We start from the raw sequence: 15,348 nt of genomic DNA, 5'->3' as shown, positions 1-15,348 counted from the left end.
GTCAGGCCGCGGCGACCACGTCCGCCGTCCGCACCACCCGGGCGAACCCGCCGCCGTGCAGGCTGGTGGCCGTCGCGCGGGTCAGCTCCTCCGCGGACAGCACCGCGCCGTCGGGGCCCGCGAGGTCGAAGGTGTGCGCCGCGTCGATCGGCAGCAGCACGTCGTAGCCCAGGTTGCCGGCCATCCGCGCGGTGGTCTCGACGCACATGTTGGTCTGGATGCCGCAGAGCACGAGCTGCCGGATCCCGGCGCCGGTCAGCCACGCGTGCAGGTCGGGCTCGCCGTAGAACGCGGAGTTCACCGACTTCGTGACGTGCAGCGCGGGCTCGACGTCGGCGACCACCGACTTCAGGTCGTACCCCGGCGTGCCGGCGTGCAGGGGCGGCGAGGTCCGCGACGCGTGCTGCACGACCACGACCGGGCGGCCGGTGCGCCGCCACGTCTCGACGAGGGCGCCGATGTTCCGCTCGGCGTCGGGGTTGTCGCGCCGGCCCCAGAAGGCGGCGTCGTCGAAGCCCTGCTGCACGTCGATCACGACCAGGGCGGCGTCGGGGGAGAGGTCCATGCGGCGATCGTGCTGGTCGTGGGGCCCGGTCCGACAGCAGCGCGGGCGCCGATCTGCGTCGATCCCCTGCCACGCCGCGCGCCCGGGTGACGCCCGCTCACCCGGGCGGTGTCGACCGATCGGGTGGTCCGCCCAACGGGGCGTGGGTGGTAGCACCCAGACGTCCCAGGACACGGACCGTACCGGGTCGTAACGTCCCCGCTCATATGCGCCCTGACCTGCATGTCCTCGCTCCCCACGGCATCGGCGGCCGCACCGCTCTCGGGTACCACCCCCGCGACGGCCGCCCGGTGGCGTGCTGGGTCGTGCACCCCACCCGCCGCGAGCCGGGCGTCGTGCCGCGGCTCGAGCGGTACGCCGCCGCGCTCGGCCTGTCCGACACCGACGACGCGGCGCTGCGCGAGGTCGACGACTACCGGGCGTCGCTGACCGCGGCCGGCGGCTGGGCGACGCTCTGGGTCGGCGACGAGGTCGAGCTCGCGGCCGAGCACGACGACGCGTGGCTGGACGCGCTGCTCGACCGGGGGTGGGCCGTGGTCGTCGTCGGGTACTCCACCGACCTCGCCACGTCGGACAACCCGGCGATCATGGCCTACCTGACCGGCGGCGGGAACGCGCACGTCGGGGTGGTCCGGGCCGCCTGACGGACGCGCGCACGGAGCGCCCCCGCGGGGTCGGTAGGCTGTGACCATCCCCACCGCCGCGAACCAGGGAGCTCACCCGTGGGACGAGTCGTCGTCGATGTGATGCCCAAGCCGGAGATCCTCGACCCGCAGGGCAAGGCCGTCGCCGGGGCGCTGCCGCGGCTCGGCTTCGGCCAGTTCACCTCCGTCCGCCAGGGCAAGCGGTTCGAGCTCGAGGTCGACGGCCCGGTCACCCCCGAGGTGCTGGCCGCCGCCGCCGAGGCCGCGACCCAGGTGCTGTCGAACCCGGTGATCGAGGACGTCGTCCGCGTGGCCGACTCCGAGGCCGACGCCGCGGGCACCGTCCTCTCGGAGGGCCTGGCCTGATGACCAAGGTCGGCGTGGTCACCTTCCCGGGCACCCTGGACGACCGCGACGCCGCGCGCGCCGTGCGCCTCGCCGGGGCCGAGCCCGTCGCCCTCTGGCACGCCGACGCGGACCTGCGCGGCGTCGACGCCGTGGTCCTGCCCGGCGGGTTCTCCTACGGCGACTACCTGCGCGCCGGGGCGATCAGCCGGTTCGCGCCCGTGATGGGCGAGGTCGTCGAGTCCGCCGGCAAGGGCATGCCCGTGCTCGGCATCTGCAACGGCTTCCAGGTCCTCACCGAGGCGCACCTGCTCCCGGGCTCGATGATCAAGAACGACCACCTGCACTTCGTCTGCCGCGAGCAGGTGCTGTCCGTCGAGCGCGCCGACACCGCCTGGACGAGCGAGTACGCGCCGGGCGAGCGGATCACGATCCCGCTGAAGAACCAGGACGGCCAGTACGTCGCCGACGAGCGCACCCTCGACGAGCTCGAGGGCGAGGGCCGCGTCGTGTTCCGCTACGAGGACACCAACCCGAACGGCTCGCGCCGCGGGATCGCCGGCATCAGCAACGCGAAGGGCAACGTCGTCGGCCTCATGCCGCACCCCGAGCACGCGGTCGAGGCGGGCTTCGGCCCCGACGGCGCCCGCGGCCCGCGGTCCGGCACGGACGGCCTGCGGTTCTTCACCTCGGTGATGCGCGCGCTGGTCTCCTGACCCCCGCCGCTGGCGCGCGAGTGCGGGGCGGGTCACGTGCGCCCGGGATGTGGACACGGTGCTGCCTCCCCGGTCACGGCGCGGTTAGGCTGCCCGCGTGTTCCTGAGCCGGGTGTGTTGTCGCTGAGCTGACGACCCCGCGCGCCCGCGGCCGGACGGCCCTCGCCGCGCACCCCGCCTCATTCCGAGGACACCCCCCATGGCTCAGCCCGTGCTGGACCGCGCGCTCGCGGTCGCCACCCGTCACGTCCCCGCCGCCGCCCGCCGCGTCGTCCCGACCCGCCGCGCGCCCGCCACCCCGGCCCCCGCGCCGGCCCCGGCTGACGCCGCCCCGGTGTCCCCGCTCCGGTCCCCCGCGGATCCTCGCGACGCCGCCCGATCCATCGGTGCACAGCGCGAGAACCGGGTGGGGACCAGCGTCCCGACCGCGGCGGACCGGCTCGCACCGGACGCGGAGCGCCCGCCGGTCGTGCACGTCGGCGCCCCGGCCTACGGCGTGCGGACCGTCGAGGCCCGGCCGGAGTCGGAGTCGGGGATCGCCGTGGCCGCCCGCACCGCCGACGTCATCCGGCTCGGCTTCTCCGTCGCGGTGCCCTCCGTCGGGGCGCTCGCCCGGGTGGCCGCCCTCGTCGAGGACGCCCTCGCCGAGGTCGGCCGCGACCGGTCCGAGGTCCGGGTGCTGCTCGACCTGGAGGTCGTGCTCGCCGGTGACGAGCGCACCGCCCGCCGCAAGCGGTCGCACCTGGAGTACCTCGACGCGCTCGCCGGGCTGTCGTGGGCGCCCGCCGACACCCGCGTCGTCACGACCGCGGACCGGCTCGTCGCCGAGGTCGGCGAGGTGGCCCGGCGCGCGGGCGTCGACGGCGTGGTCCTGCACCCCCTGGCCGGCGGCGCCGCGGTCGAGGCGGAACTCCGCGCCCTGGTGGCCTGACCCCGTCGGGTGGGAGGTCCGGCCCGACTCGCCGACGGCGTGTCCGACCAGGCCTTCCACCCGACCCGGCGTCTGCCCGTCAGCCGCCCAGCGTCCCCAGGGCCTGCTCCAGGTCGTCGGCCAGGTCGTCGACGTCCTCCAGCCCCACGGACAGCCGCACCGTCGACTCCGCGATCCCGACCGCCGCGCGCCCGTCCGGGCCGAGCTTCCGGTGCGTGGTCGTGGCCGGGTGCGTGACCAGCGACTTCGCGTCGCCGAGGTTGTTCGAGATGTCGATGACCCGCAGCGCGTCCAGCACGCCGAACGTTAGGGCCTTGGCCTCCGCCGGCGTCGACCCCTCGGGCACGCGCAGGTCGAGGGTCACCACCGTGCCGCCGCCCGACTGCTGCGCGCGCGCGAGGGCGTGCTGCGGGTGCGACGGCAGGTACGGGTAGCGGACCTGCGCGATCGCCGGGTGCCCCTCGAGCCGGGTCGCCAGCGTCAGCGCGGACGCCGTCTGGTGCCGGACCCGCAGCGACAGCGTCTCCAGGCCCTTGAGCAGCACCCACGCGTTGAACGCCGACAGCGACGGCCCGGTGTTCCGGATCAGCGTCTGCACCGGCCCGTGCACGAACGCGTCGCTGCCGAGGATCGCCCCGCCGAGCACCCGTCCCTGGCCGTCGATGTGCTTGGTCGCCGAGTACACGACCACGTCCGCCCCGAAGTCGAGCGGCCGGGACAGCACGGGCGTCGCGAACACGTTGTCCACGACGACGACCGCGCCCGCGGCGTGCGCGAGCCGGCTGACCGTGGCGATGTCGACCAGGTCCTGCATCGGGTTGGACGGCGTCTCGAAGAACACCACGTCCGCGGGGGTCGACAGCGCCTCCTCCCACTGCGCGGGCACGTGGCCGTCGACGTAGTCGGTGCGCACGCCCCACTTCGCGAGGATCTCGTCGAAGATCACCACCGACGACCCGAACAGCGCGCGCGCCGCGACGACCCGCGAGCCCGACCGGACGAGCGCGGCGAGCGCGGTGAACACCGCGGACATGCCGGACGCCGTGGCGTAGCAGGCCTCCGCGCCCTCGAGCAGCCGGAGCCGCTCCTCGAACGTCGACACCGTGGGGTTGCCGTAGCGGGAGTACAGGAACCGGTCGGCCTCGCCGGCGAACGCCGCCTCGGCGTCGGCGGCTCGGGAGTAGACGTAGCCCTGCGTGAGGAACAGCGCCTCGGACGTCTCCTGGAACGGCGTGCGGACGTGGCCGCCGCGCACGGCGAGCGTGTCGGGGCGCAGGGACTCCCGGGGGAGCCGCTCGTCGTGCCAGTCCGCCGGGCCGGGAGCGGCGCTCACGCCTCCCGCCACGGCAGGCCGGCCGCGCGCCAGCCCTGGTGGCCCCGGCGGCCGTCGGGTCCGACGTCGCCCTCGAAGCCGGTGAGCACGTTGTACGCCGGGCCGAGGCCCGCGGCGGTCGCGGTGACCGCGGCGGCGACGGAGCGCACGCCCGACCGGCACAGGAACACCACGGGGCGCGGGTCGTCGGCGGTCACGCCGGCGACGGCCAGGCCGTCGAGGAACGCGGGGTTCGGGCAGCCGAACGCGTCGACCCACTCGACGAACGCCGTGCGGCCCTCGCCGGCGTCGGCGGTGTCCGGGACGCCGATGGTCTGCCACTCGCCCTCGGTGCGGACGTCCACCAGGACGGCGCGCTCGTCGGACAGCAGCAGGTCCCAGGCCTCCTGCGGGGTGAGGTCACCCGCGTACGGCGCGGTCACAGCGGGCGCACCGGGGTGCTCGGGGCCGCGGCGGCCGGGAGGACGACGGCCTGCGCGACGATCACGCGCTCCCCGTCGAAGGTGGCGGCGGGCCCGCCGTGCAGCTCGTAGCCCTCGGCCAGGGCGGCGCTGACCCGCTCGCAGAACGAGCGGTCGTCGGGCCCCGTCAGCAGGCGGTAGCGCAGGCGGTCGTCGGTGTCGGTCATGCCTCTCCTCCATCGGATCTGGCGGAAGCACCCTCGGCCGGCCCCGGTGGGGGTCCGCGGGTTGCTGCGGCGTCGACGAGCCAGATCTCTCGGCCGCTCTGGATGGTGCGGCGATGCTACGCCATCGCCCGGACCAGGATGGCCGCCCGACCGCGGCCGGGTGAACCCGTGTCGCACCGTGGACCACGGTTGACACCTCCGCGCGGACCGCCCCATCCTCGGACGAGGTCATGAGCGCCAGCGCGAAGCCCCGGCTCGCTGGCCGGCAACCCTCCCACCGCGGCGGGGTGCCCCGGGTGACGACCTGGCCGTCCACCGACCGGTGGCGGCAAGCGCGGGGTCGCCCGGTCGGCGACCGGGCCCCCACCGATCCGCTCGGGGGTACTCCCATGTCCGTCACCGCCACCACCTCGTGTGCCGAGACCGCCCTGCTGCCCGTCGTCGGCGGGGACACGCGCGTCCCGCTGGTCGACGGCCGGTCCGTGCCGTACGCGAACCTCGACTACGCCGCGTCCGCGCCGGCGCTCGAGTCCGTCGCCGCCCGCGTCGTCGAGGTGCTGCCGCTGTACGCCTCGGTGCACCGCGGCGCGGGGTACCTGTCCCAGGTGTCGACGGCGCTGTACGAGGCGTCCCGGGCGACCGTGGCCCGGTTCGTGGGTGCGCGCCCCGACGACGTCGCCGTGATCACCCGGAACACCACCGACGCGCTCAACCTGCTCGCCGGCTGCGTCCCCGACGGCGGCCGGGTGCTCGTCCTGGACGTCGAGCACCACGCCAACCTGCTGCCGTGGGTGCGCTCGGTCCGGGGCTCCGGCCGCACGGCGACGATCCTGCCCTCGGCGCCGACCGTCGCAGAGACGCTGACCGCGCTGCGCGACGAGCTCGCACGCCAGCCGTACGCGCTGGTCACGCTCACCGGGGCCTCGAACGTCACCGGCGAGGCGCTGCCGATCGCCTCGGTGGTCGCCCTCGCGCAGGAGGCCGGCGCGCGGGTGGCCGTCGACGGCGCGCAGCTCGTGCCGCACCGGGCGTTCTCGCTCGCGGCCAGCGGCGTCGACTACGTGGCGTTCTCCGGGCACAAGACCTACGCCCCGTTCGGGGCGGGCGCCCTGGTCGGCCGGCGCGACTGGCTCGACGCCGGCACGCCCTACCTCGCCGGCGGCGGCGCGGTCCGCGACGTGCGCACCGACCGGACGCTCTGGCAGCCGGCGCCCGCCCGGCACGAGGGCGGGTCGCCGAACGTGCTCGGCGCGGTCGCGCTGGCCGAGGCGTGCGACGCCCTGTCCGCGCTGCCCGCCAATGCCCTGGTCGAGCACGAGCAGGCGCTGCGCGAGCGGCTCGTCGACGGTCTGGCGGCGATCCCCTCGGCCCGCGTGCTGCGGCTGTGGTCGGACTCGACCGACCCCGTCGGGGTGGTCGCGTTCACGCTCGGCGACCACGACTCCGGCCTCGTGGCGGCGTACCTGTCCGCGGAGCACGGCATCGGCGTGCGGGACGGCCGGTTCTGCGCCCACCCGCTGCTGGCCCGGGTCGGCGTGACGGGCGGCGCCATCCGCGCGTCCGTCGGGGTCGGGACGACCACCGAGACGGTCGACCGGCTGCTCGCCGGGCTGCGCGCGTACGTCACCGCCGGGCCTGCCGCGGAGTACGAGGTCGTCGACGGCTGCTGGACGGTCGCCGACGACACCCGGCCCCGGCCGGCGGTGACCGGCATCGACGCGATCGCGGCGACCGCCGCGGCGGCCTGCGGGCCGGCCGTCGAGGACTGAGACCACGGCGCCGGGCGGCCCGCGCAGGGGGCGGGTCGCCCGGCGCCGTGGGGCGTCGTCAGCGGACGACGACCCCGAGGTGCGCGGCCAGCGCGCCCGCCAGGTCCAGCAGCTGCGACTGGCTGATCGTCGCGCCCTTCAGCCCCGCGGTGCCGTCGATGCCCGCGAGGTCCGCGCCGCGCAGGTCGACGTCCTTCAGCTGCGCCCGGGTGAGGTCCAGCCGCCCGACCCGGCAGTCCTCCAGCCGGACCCGCGCCGCCCGCACCCCGGCCAGGTCGAGGTCGCCGATGGTGCAGCCGACGAGGCGGACGTCCTGCAGCCGGGCGTCCCGCAGGTTGAGGTAGTCGATCTTGCCGCCCTCGACCGTCACCCGGTCCCAGGAGCCGCCGAACGCCTCGAGCGCGCCGAGCCGGCACCCCTCGAGCGTGACGTCGCGCCACGTGCCCGAGCGCGCGCGGAGCATCCCCGCGCGGCACTCGGCGAGCGTGGTGTCCACGAGGTGCGCGTGGTCGAGCTCCGCCCCGTCCAGGTCGCACGCCCGCAGCAGGCACTCGATGAACCGCGCGCTCTCCGCGTCGGCCCCTGCGAGGTCGAGGCCGTCGAGCAGGAGGCGGTCGTAGTCGCCCTCGGGCTCGACGGGGCCGGGGTACGGGTCGAGGAGGTCGGTGCGCGGGGCGGGCATGGGTCCAGCCTCGCACCCCGGAACCCGGGCTGTGGACGACGGTCGATCGGGGTCCCGGGCCCTCTAGCGTGGTCGGCATGGCGGCGGGAGCGGCGGTGACGAACGCGGCGCCGGCGCTCGGCACGGCCGAGTGGCTGGCGGAGTTCCTGCTGTCCCCGGGGCCGGCGGCGCTGGCGGCGGTGCTCGCCGCGGTGGTCGGGTTCGCGGCGACGCGGGCGCGGATCCGGGCGGACCGGGTGGCGGCGGAGGAGGCGCGCCGCGGGGCGGAGCGGGCGGCAGCGGTCGCCCGACGCGGGCAGGTCGTCGACCGGGACCTGGTGCAGTGGTGGTCGGTCTACCGCTGGCTGGTGGAGCGGGAGCGCGACCTCGGCGGGTCGCCGGGGGCTGACGTGCTGGTGGCGCTCGGCGACGCCGCGGATGACGCTGTCCGCTCGGCGCTCGTGTCGGTAGCGTTGGACAGGGGCCGGGACGAACGAGGAGTGCAGCCATGACTTCTGGCCCCGAGGAGCCGCCCGTCATCTCGCGCGGTGGATGGCCGCCGGAGACGCAGCCGATGGTGGACGAGTACATCGCCCGGCTGTCCCCGGGCGGGGACCTGTGGCAGCGGGCCCGCGACCGGCAGCGCGAGGAGTACGAGAGCCTGGACGAGGAGATCCGCCGGGCCACCGAGGAGCAGGAGTACTGGCGGGCCGAGTACAAGCGCCTCATGCGCGGCGGTCCGGTCCGGCGGATGCTCCGCGCCCTGTTCACCTAGGCACCCCGCTCCCGCCGGACCGCGCCGGCCTCACCCCCGCGCCCGCACCTCCGCCGTCAGGTGCGGCCGCCGCCGCTTCGCGTCCCACGCCGTCACCGACCACGCCCCGTCCCCGGCCGCGGCGACCCGCACCACCGGCGTCGACGGCAGCAGCACCGGCGACGCGAACTCGACGTCCCAGTCGTACGCCTCCCCGCGGCGGGCGCCGACGTCGGCGAGCGCCCGCGCGGCGGTCAGCATCCCGTGCGCGATGGCCCGCGGGAACCCGAGCGCCCGCGCGGTCAGCGGGTGCAGGTGGATCGGGTTGGCGTCGCCCGACACGGCGGCGTACCGGCGGCCCGCACCGGCGTCGAACGCCCACCGGCCGGTGGGGACCGGGGCGACGAACTCCGGGCGGGCGCCGTCCTCCGGCTCCTGCCCGGGCACCCGCACGCCCGGTGCCAGGTAGGTCGACACCCCCCGCCAGGCCGGCGGCTCGTCGGCGGGCGCGCCCGCGCGGCGCACCTCGGCGACCAGCTCGACCTGCGCCCCCTTCCGGTGCGGCCGCAGGTCCTCCGCCCACGAGCGGATGTCGAGCGCGTCCCCGACGTGCAGCGGCGCGCGCTGCTCGACCCGGTTCGCCAGGTGCACGATGCCGAGCGGCGGCATCGGGAAGTCGGGCCGGACGATCAGCGCGATGCCGACCGGGAACGCGAGCACGTGCACGAAGCCCGCCGGCAGCACGTCCGACGCCGGCTCGCCGACCAGGTGCTGGTAGGCGGTGAGCCGCGCGGGGTCGGGGACGACGCCGCCGAGCCGGTGCTCCACGGGCGGCAGAGCCGGGGCGGCGGTGGGCCCCTCGCCGTCCGGGAGCCCCGGGAGCCCGGGCAGCCCCGAGAGTCCCGGCACCCCGCCCAGCGCCCGCCGCACGGGTCCGCCGACGGCCGCGCGCCCCGAGGCCAGCCCGGCGCGCGCGTACAGGCCGCCGAGCCCGGGCGACTCCGCGAGCGTCAGCACCCGCCGCCCGGCGGCCCCGGCGGCCCCACCGGACCTGCCGGACCCGGCGGCCCCCGCCGCCCCTCCCGGCCCGTCCGGCTCCGCGTCCCGCGCCCGCGCCTCGACCGCCGTCACCGCCCCACCATGCTCTGCCCGCACACCCGCAGCACCTGCCCGACGACCCCGCCCGCCTGCGGCGAGGCGAGGAACGCCACGGCCTCCGCCACGTCCACGGGCAGCCCGCCCTGCTGGAGCGACGAGAGCCGGCGCGCGACCTGCCGGGTGAGCGCCGGCATCCGCGCGGTCATCTCGGTCTCGATGAACCCCGGGGCGACCGCGTTGGCGGTGCCGCCGAACGCGGCGAGCAGCGGCGCGGTGGCCTGCACCATGCCGATGACCCCGCCCTTGGACGCGGCGTAGTTGCTCTGCCCGCGGTTGCCCGCGATCCCGGAGGTCGACGCGAGCGACACGATGCGCGGCGCGTCGGCGAAGTCGCCCGAGGTCAGCAGGGCCTCGTTGATCCGGAGCTGCGCGGCGATGTTCACCGCGATCACGGACTCCCACCGGTCCGGCGTCATGTTGGCGAGCAGCTTGTCCCGCGTGATGCCGGCGTTGTGCACCATGACGTCGACCCGCCCGTGCCGCCCGAGCGCGTGCTCGAGGATCCGGGCGCCCGCGTCGTCGGCGGTGACGTCGAGCTGCAGCGCCGTGCCGCGGACCCGGTTGGCGACGGCGGCCAGGGCCTCGCCCGCGGCCGGGACGTCCACGGCCACGACGGTCGCCCCGTCCCGGGCGAGCGTGGTCGCGATGGCCTCGCCGATGCCGCGCGCCGCGCCGGTCACGACGGCGACCCGGCCCTCCAGCGGCTGCTCCCAGTCGGCGGGCAGCGCGCCGGCCGCGGAGTCGACGGGGAGCAGCTGGCCGTCCACGTACGCGGACCGGGCGGACAGCAGGAACCGGAGCGCGCCGAGGACGGCGGGCGCGGTGACCGGCACGTCGTCGGCCAGGACCACGCCGTTGCCGGTCGCCCCGGCGCGGAGCTCCTTCGCGATCGACCGCAGCGCGCCGTCGACGCCCTGCCGCGCGGCGGCGAGCGCGGGGGCCTGGTCGGGGGTGGCGCCCCGGGACACCGTGACGACCCGGCCGCCGGGGGCCAGCGTCTTCAGCACCGGTGCCAGCGCCAGCATCGGCTCCGCCAGGTCCCGCGGGTGGGCGACCTCGGTCAGTGCGAGGACGACCGCCGCGAACCGGGTGCCCTCGCCGGCGTGCCGGCGGACGTCCAGGTCCCAGCCCTTGTGCTCCGGCGAGGTGCCGGACAGGAACTGCGCGAGCGTGTCGGCGTCGCCGCCCTCGCCGAGGACGAGCACCGGGCCGTCGACCAGCGGCGCGCCCGCGCGGTACCGGCGCAGCCGCGCCGGGCGGGGGAGGCCGAGCTGCTTCGCGACCTTCGCGGTGAACCCGCTGTTCACCAGGTCCAGGTAGGTGTCGGTGGCCATCACACCGCCTCCAGGATCGCCGCGACACCCAGGCCGCCGGCGGCGCACACGGACACCAGGGCGCGGACCGGCCGGTCCTCGCCCGCGGCCAGCAGCTCCGCGCGGCGCCGGTGCAGCGTCTTGGCGACCGTCGCGACGATGCGCCCGCCGGTCGCGGCGAACGGGTGCCCGGCCGCCAGCGAGGAGCCGTGCACGTTGAGGCGCTCGCGGTCGACGGACCCGAGGGCGTCGTCCAGGCCGAGGCGGGACAGGCAGAACTCCTTGTCCTCCCAGGCCGCCAGGGTGGTGAGGACGGTCGACGCGAACGCCTCGTGGATCTCCACGTAGTCGAGGTCGCCGAGCCCGAGGCCCTGCCGGGCGAGCAGTCGCGGCACCGCGTACACCGGCGCCATCAGCAGGCCGTCCTCGCCGTGCACGAAGTCGACGGCCGCGGTCTCGGCGTCGACCACGGCGGCGAGCGGGGTCAGGCCCCGGGCGCGCGCCCAGTCCTCGGAGGCGAGCAGCACCGCGGACGCGCCGTCGGTGAGCGGGGTCGAGTTCCCGGCCGTCATCGTCGCCGGGGTGTCGAGCCGGGTGCCGAACACCGGCTTGAGCGTCCCGAGCTTCTCGAGCGAGGTGTCCGCGCGCAGGTTCTGGTCGCGCACGAGACCGCGGTACGGGGTGACGAGGTCGTCGAAGAAGCCGTCGGCGTAGGCGGCGGCGAGCCGCTGGTGGCTGGCGAACGCGATCTCGTCCTGGGCCTGGCGGCTGATGCCCCACTGCGCGGTGGTGAGCGCCTGGTGCTCGCCCATCGACAGCCCGGTGCGCGGCTCGTCGGTGCGGGGCGTGGCCGGCTTGAGGTCGGCGGGCCGCAGCGCGGAGGCGGCCTTGAGCCGCTGCGGGACGGTCTTCGCGCGGGCCAGCGTGAGCAGCGTGCGGCGCAGGCCCTCGCTGACCGCGATCGGCACGTCGGAGGCCGAGTCGACGCCGCCCGCGACGCCGGACTCGACCTGCCCGAGCCGGATCTTGTTGGCGATCGACACCACCGCCTCGAGGCCGGTCGCGCACGCCTGCTGCAGGTCGTACGCCGGGGTGCGCGCCGACAGCGGCGAGCCGAGCACCGCCTCGCGGGTCAGGTTGAAGTCGCGGCTGTGCTTGAGCACGGCGCCGGCGACCACCTCGCCCAGCACCTCGTCCTGCAACCCGTACCGGGCGACGAGCCCGTCGAGCGCGGCCGTGAGCATGTCGAGGTTGCTCACCCGGGCGTACGGCCCGCCGGCCCGCGCGAACGGGATCCGGTTGCCGCCGACCACCACGGCGCGCGGAGCACCGGTCGTCGTGGCGGCCGCGGCTGCCTGGGGTGAGCTGGGGGTCGCTGCCATCGGGGTCCTCCCGCATCGTCGTCGATCAGGGTGGTGCCGGTCGGGTCCGCCGCGGCCGGGGAAAGTCGGGACCTGGGTCCCTTGCGGTGGCGGTGCCCGAAACTCACAGTACCTGATACCGTCGGTTCTGTGACCCCGATCACCCGCGCACCGTCGACGGCGACGGACGACGGCCGGTCGACCCGGTGGGAGGACCACCGCGAGGCCCGCCGCGCCGAGCTCGTGCGCGTCGCCCGGCGGGTGGTGCACCACGGCGGCCCGGACGTGTCGATGGACGACATCGCGGCCGCGGCCGGCACCTCGAAGTCGATCGTCTACCGGTACTTCACCGACAAGGACGGCCTGCAGCTCGCCGTCGCCGCGGCGGTGGTCACCGACATCCGCGACGCCCTGGACGCCGCCGCGGCGGGGGCGGCCGGCCCGCGGGACGCCCTGCGCGGGATGGTCGACACCTACCTGTCGATGATCGAGTCCTCGCCGCACGTGTACGCGTTCGTGACCCGCGGCGGGTCCGTGGGCCACTTCCTCGACTCGGTCACCGAGCTGGTGGCCGCGCCGTTCGTGCGGGCGCTGGAGGAGGGCCCCGGCGCCACGGCGGACCCCGCCGACGCCGCCTGGACGCGGCTGTGGGCCGCCGGCGCCGTCGGGTTCGTGCGGGGCGCGGGGGAGCGCTGGCTCGCGGCGCCCGGCACCGCGGGCGCCGGGCGCGAGGACCGCGAGGACGTCGCCACCCGCGTCGCCGCCTGGCTGTGGGCCGGGCCGGTCGGCGCGCGCACCCGCGAGCAGGCCGGGCGGACCGACCCGGCGCCGCACCGAGACCAGCAGCACCCGTCCGCCGACTGATCCACCCGAACCGTGCGCCGACGGCGACGCACCGACCCAGGGGAGACCGCATGACCACCACCGCACCGACCCCGGCCACCACCCCCGGCCCGGCGGTGACGACCCCGACCGCGACGGTCCGGCCGACCGGCGCCGGGCACCCGCACGGCCGGCAGCACGCGGACCCGCGCGTCGACGTGCCCCGGCTCACCGACGTGCTGCTCGGCCGGTACGCCGACCTGCGCCGCGGCGCGCGCGACGTGGTCGGCCAGCCGCGGTTCCAGCGCGTCGAGGGCCTGCCCGTCCCCGAGCACCGCGCCCGCGTCCTCGACCAGCTGCGGACGCTGGCGCGCGAGGGCGACGTGCTCCGCGCGTTCCCCGCGCGGCTCGGCGGCGCCGACGACCACGGCGGCAGCCTGGCCCGGTTCGAGGAGCTCGTCGCCGCGGACCCGTCGCTGCAGATCAAGGCCGGCGTGCAGTGGGGCCTGTACGCGTCCGCGATCCTGCACCTCGGCACCGAGCGGCACCACGACCGGCTGCTGCCCGGCGCGATGTCGGTCGACGTCCCGGGCGCGTTCGCCATGACCGAGACGGGCCACGGCTCCGACGTCGCCAGCATCGGCACCACGGCGACCTACGACCCCGCCACCGAGGAGTTCGTGCTGCACACGCCGTTCCGGGCGGCGTGGAAGGACTACCTCGGCAACGCGGGCCAGCACGGCACGGCGGCGGTGGTGTTCGCGCAGCTCGTGTCGCAGGGCCCGGCCGACCCGCGCCCGGTGAACCACGGGGTGCACGCGTTCCACGTGCCGATCCGGGACGCCGCGACCGGGGAGTTCCTGCCGGGCGTCGGCGGCGAGGACGACGGCCTCAAGGGCGGGCTGAACGGCATCGACAACGGCCGGCTCTGGTTCGACCACGTGCGGGTCCCGCGCGACGACCTGCTCGACCGGTACGGCTCCGTGGCCGCGGACGGGACGTACTCGTCGCCGATCGCGAGCCCGGGGCGCCGGTTCTTCACCATGCTCGGCACGCTCGTGCAGGGGCGGGTCTCCCTCGACGGCGCGGCGGTGAACGCGGCCAAGCTCGGCCTGGTCGTCGCGGTGACCTACGGCAACCAGCGCCGGCAGTTCGCCGGGGCGTCGCCGACCGACGAGGTGGTGCTGCTCGACTACGGCGAGCACCGCCGCCGGCTGCTCCCGCTGCTCGCCGAGACCTACGCGGCCACGTTCGCGCACGAGCACCTGCTCGCCGCGTTCGACAACGTGTTCTCCGGCCGCGACGACACCCCGGAGTCCCGCGAGGAGCTCGAGACCCTCGCGGCGGCGCTGAAGCCGACGTCGACCTGGCACGCGCTGCGCACCCTGCAGACCTGCCGGGAGGCGTGCGGCGGCGCGGGCTTCCTCACCGCCAACCGGCTGACCTCGCTGCGGGCCGACCTCGACGTCTACGTGACGTTCGAGGGCGACAACACCGTGCTCTACCAGCTCGTCGGCAAGCGGCTGCTCGCCCGGTACGCCGCGCAGGTCGGCGGCGACCCGGCCGTCATGGCCCGGATGGTGGCGGGGAAGGCCGCGGACGCCGCGCTGCACCGGATGCCGCTGGCCCGCGCCGTGCAGACGCTGGTCGACGCCGGCGACGCGCGCCGGTCCGCCGGGCAGCTCCGCGACCCGCACACCCAGCGGGACCTCCTGGCGGACCGGGTGGCGACGATGGTGGCCGAGCTCGCCCAGGCGCTCCGTCCGGCCCGCCGCGCCGCCCCCGAGGTCGCCGCCGAGCTGTTCGACGCGCACCAGCACGAGCTCGTCGAGGCCGCTCGTGCGCACGCCGAGCTGCTGCAGTGGGAGGCGTTCACCCGGGCGCTCGACGCGGTGCCGGACGCCGGCACCCGCCAGGTGCTGACCCGTCTGCGCGACCTGTTCGGGCTCACGCTCATCGAGCGGAACCTCGCCTGGTACCTGGTCAACGGGCGGCTGTCCGCGGGCCGGGCGCGCACCGTGACGTCCTACATCGAGCGGCTCCTGCTCCGGCTGCGGCCGCACGCGCAGGACCTGGTCGACGGGTTCGGGTACGGGCCGGAGCACGTGCGGGCCGAGATCGCGTCCGGCGCCGAGGCCGCGCGGCAGGCGGAGGCGCGGGAGGCGCAGCGCGCGGCGCGGGCGTCGGGGACGGAGCCGGTGCCGGAGCCCAAGCCGGCGCGCTGAGACGGGGGCGGGCCGCCCCGGCCCGTGGACGCCCCACCCGCCCACGGTGGAGGGGGGGGGGGGGGGGGGGGGGGGGGGGGGGGGGGGGGGGGGGGGGGGGGGGGGGGGGGGGGGGGGGGGGGG

General features: G+C 76.7%; 16 protein-coding genes, 1 pseudogene and 2 riboswitches. Of the genes and pseudogenes, 9 read left to right on the top strand and 8 right to left on the bottom strand.

From position 1 onward, the window contains the following. Nucleotide 1 precedes the first annotated feature (1 nt). Nucleotides 2-565, bottom strand: a complete 564-nt coding sequence (locus AC3WUG_RS16155; protein ID WP_492328603.1) for a cysteine hydrolase family protein — start codon at nucleotides 563-565, stop codon at nucleotides 2-4. Between the two features lie 206 nt (nucleotides 566-771). On the opposite strand from AC3WUG_RS16155, the gene AC3WUG_RS16150 reads away from it, so the two are divergent. The 4 genes from AC3WUG_RS16150 to AC3WUG_RS16135 all read left to right on the top strand — a co-directional run bounded on the left by AC3WUG_RS16150 (nucleotide 772) and on the right by AC3WUG_RS16135 (nucleotide 3,201). After that, a complete protein-coding gene (locus AC3WUG_RS16150) occupies nucleotides 772-1,209 on the top strand; it encodes a hypothetical protein (protein ID WP_492328602.1) in 438 nt (145 codons plus the stop codon). Nucleotides 1,210-1,287: 78 nt separating this feature from the next. After that, entirely contained in the window at nucleotides 1,288-1,575 is a 288-nt protein-coding gene (gene purS, locus AC3WUG_RS16145; protein ID WP_154729127.1) for a phosphoribosylformylglycinamidine synthase subunit PurS, read from the top strand. Further along, nucleotides 1,575-2,270 carry a phosphoribosylformylglycinamidine synthase subunit PurQ gene (gene purQ, locus AC3WUG_RS16140; RefSeq protein WP_492328601.1) on the top strand — a complete coding sequence of 232 codons (696 nt, stop codon included), beginning with the start codon at nucleotides 1,575-1,577 and terminating at the stop codon, nucleotides 2,268-2,270. The genes purS and purQ overlap by 1 nt, the downstream gene beginning before the upstream one ends. A gap of 199 nt (nucleotides 2,271-2,469) precedes the next feature. After that, nucleotides 2,470-3,201 carry a hypothetical protein gene (locus tag AC3WUG_RS16135; protein WP_492328600.1) on the top strand — a complete coding sequence of 244 codons (732 nt, stop codon included), beginning with the start codon at nucleotides 2,470-2,472 and terminating at the stop codon, nucleotides 3,199-3,201. Between the two features lie 79 nt (nucleotides 3,202-3,280). On the opposite strand, the gene AC3WUG_RS16130 is transcribed toward AC3WUG_RS16135, so the two are convergent. The 3 genes and pseudogenes from AC3WUG_RS16130 to AC3WUG_RS16120 all read right to left on the bottom strand — a co-directional run. Further along, the gene (locus tag AC3WUG_RS16130; RefSeq protein ID WP_492328599.1) at nucleotides 3,281-4,534 is read right to left on the bottom strand and encodes an O-succinylhomoserine sulfhydrylase; all 1,254 of its coding nucleotides are present in this window, start codon (nucleotides 4,532-4,534) and stop codon (nucleotides 3,281-3,283) included. Further along, a complete protein-coding gene (locus AC3WUG_RS16125) occupies nucleotides 4,531-4,956 on the bottom strand; it encodes a rhodanese-like domain-containing protein (protein ID WP_492328598.1) in 426 nt (141 codons plus the stop codon). Before AC3WUG_RS16125 ends, AC3WUG_RS16130 begins: the two co-directional genes overlap by 4 nt. A 23-nt stretch (nucleotides 4,957-4,979) precedes the next feature. Then, a pseudogene (locus AC3WUG_RS16120) lies at nucleotides 4,980-5,162 on the bottom strand (DUF1737 domain-containing protein); the annotation flags it as partial. 6 nt (nucleotides 5,163-5,168) lie between these two features. Next, nucleotides 5,169-5,271: riboswitch (SAM riboswitch) on the bottom strand. A gap of 117 nt (nucleotides 5,272-5,388) precedes the next feature. Next, a riboswitch (SAM riboswitch) is annotated at nucleotides 5,389-5,503 on the top strand. 48 nt (nucleotides 5,504-5,551) lie between these two features. On the opposite strand from AC3WUG_RS16120, the gene AC3WUG_RS16115 reads away from it, so the two are divergent. Next, nucleotides 5,552-6,931 (top strand): aminotransferase class V-fold PLP-dependent enzyme, encoded by a 1,380-nt coding sequence (locus tag AC3WUG_RS16115; RefSeq protein WP_492328597.1) that lies wholly within the window; start codon nucleotides 5,552-5,554, stop codon nucleotides 6,929-6,931. Nucleotides 6,932-6,989: 58 nt separating this feature from the next. Here the strand turns inward: AC3WUG_RS16115 and AC3WUG_RS16110 are convergent, their stop codons facing one another. Beyond that, complete coding sequence (locus tag AC3WUG_RS16110) at nucleotides 6,990-7,613, bottom strand: pentapeptide repeat-containing protein (RefSeq protein ID WP_492328596.1); 624 nt, start codon at nucleotides 7,611-7,613, stop codon at nucleotides 6,990-6,992. A 77-nt stretch (nucleotides 7,614-7,690) separates the two neighbouring features. Here AC3WUG_RS16110 and AC3WUG_RS16105 point away from each other — a divergent pair, with 77 nt between their 5' ends. Both AC3WUG_RS16105 and AC3WUG_RS16100 read left to right on the top strand, forming a co-directional pair. Further along, on the top strand, nucleotides 7,691-8,104 hold the full coding sequence (locus AC3WUG_RS16105; protein WP_492328595.1) for a hypothetical protein: 414 nt from the start codon (nucleotides 7,691-7,693) through the stop codon (nucleotides 8,102-8,104). Continuing rightward, a complete protein-coding gene (locus AC3WUG_RS16100) occupies nucleotides 8,101-8,367 on the top strand; it encodes a hypothetical protein (RefSeq protein ID WP_492328594.1) in 267 nt (88 codons plus the stop codon). Before AC3WUG_RS16105 ends, AC3WUG_RS16100 begins: the two co-directional genes overlap by 4 nt. Nucleotides 8,368-8,397: 30 nt before the next feature. Here the strand turns inward: AC3WUG_RS16100 and AC3WUG_RS16095 are convergent, their stop codons facing one another. Genes AC3WUG_RS16095 through AC3WUG_RS16085 form a run of 3 tightly spaced genes read right to left on the bottom strand, consistent with a single transcriptional unit; the run spans nucleotide 8,398 to nucleotide 12,199 of the window. Further along, complete coding sequence (locus AC3WUG_RS16095) at nucleotides 8,398-9,477, bottom strand: MaoC family dehydratase (protein WP_492328593.1); 1,080 nt, start codon at nucleotides 9,475-9,477, stop codon at nucleotides 8,398-8,400. Next, the gene (locus AC3WUG_RS16090; protein ID WP_492328592.1) at nucleotides 9,474-10,838 is read right to left on the bottom strand and encodes a 3-oxoacyl-ACP reductase; all 1,365 of its coding nucleotides are present in this window, start codon (nucleotides 10,836-10,838) and stop codon (nucleotides 9,474-9,476) included. Before AC3WUG_RS16090 ends, AC3WUG_RS16095 begins: the two co-directional genes overlap by 4 nt. Then, on the bottom strand, nucleotides 10,838-12,199 hold the full coding sequence (locus AC3WUG_RS16085; RefSeq protein ID WP_492328591.1) for an acetyl-CoA C-acetyltransferase: 1,362 nt from the start codon (nucleotides 12,197-12,199) through the stop codon (nucleotides 10,838-10,840). Before AC3WUG_RS16085 ends, AC3WUG_RS16090 begins: the two co-directional genes overlap by 1 nt. Nucleotides 12,200-12,328: 129 nt before the next feature. On the opposite strand from AC3WUG_RS16085, the gene AC3WUG_RS16080 reads away from it, so the two are divergent. Next, nucleotides 12,329-13,042, top strand: coding sequence for a TetR/AcrR family transcriptional regulator (locus AC3WUG_RS16080; RefSeq protein WP_492328590.1), 714 nt, complete (start codon nucleotides 12,329-12,331; stop codon nucleotides 13,040-13,042). Between the two features lie 50 nt (nucleotides 13,043-13,092). Continuing rightward, nucleotides 13,093-15,225 carry an acyl-CoA dehydrogenase family protein gene (locus AC3WUG_RS16075; RefSeq protein ID WP_492328589.1) on the top strand — a complete coding sequence of 711 codons (2,133 nt, stop codon included), beginning with the start codon at nucleotides 13,093-13,095 and terminating at the stop codon, nucleotides 15,223-15,225. Nucleotides 15,226-15,348: the final 123 nt, after the last annotated feature.

Source organism: Cellulomonas sp. EB106-03-03-XG116 (assembly GCF_058792015.1).
This window is presented reverse-complemented; position numbering and strand designations above follow the sequence as displayed.

Coding starts and splice junctions, on each gene's coding strand:
- AC3WUG_RS16150 (WP_492328602.1), top strand. CDS start 772: ATGCGCCCTGACCTGCATGTCCTCGCTCCCCACGGCATCGGCGGCCGC.
- AC3WUG_RS16155 (WP_492328603.1), bottom strand. CDS start 565: ATGGACCTCTCCCCCGACGCCGCCCTGGTCGTGATCGACGTGCAGCAG.
- AC3WUG_RS16105 (WP_492328595.1), top strand. CDS start 7,691: ATGGCGGCGGGAGCGGCGGTGACGAACGCGGCGCCGGCGCTCGGCACG.
- purQ (WP_492328601.1), top strand. CDS start 1,575: ATGACCAAGGTCGGCGTGGTCACCTTCCCGGGCACCCTGGACGACCGC.
- AC3WUG_RS16085 (WP_492328591.1), bottom strand. CDS start 12,199: ATGGCAGCGACCCCCAGCTCACCCCAGGCAGCCGCGGCCGCCACGACG.
- AC3WUG_RS16100 (WP_492328594.1), top strand. CDS start 8,101: ATGACTTCTGGCCCCGAGGAGCCGCCCGTCATCTCGCGCGGTGGATGG.
- AC3WUG_RS16110 (WP_492328596.1), bottom strand. CDS start 7,613: ATGCCCGCCCCGCGCACCGACCTCCTCGACCCGTACCCCGGCCCCGTC.
- AC3WUG_RS16135 (WP_492328600.1), top strand. CDS start 2,470: ATGGCTCAGCCCGTGCTGGACCGCGCGCTCGCGGTCGCCACCCGTCAC.
- AC3WUG_RS16090 (WP_492328592.1), bottom strand. CDS start 10,838: ATGGCCACCGACACCTACCTGGACCTGGTGAACAGCGGGTTCACCGCG.
- AC3WUG_RS16075 (WP_492328589.1), top strand. CDS start 13,093: ATGACCACCACCGCACCGACCCCGGCCACCACCCCCGGCCCGGCGGTG.
- AC3WUG_RS16115 (WP_492328597.1), top strand. CDS start 5,552: ATGTCCGTCACCGCCACCACCTCGTGTGCCGAGACCGCCCTGCTGCCC.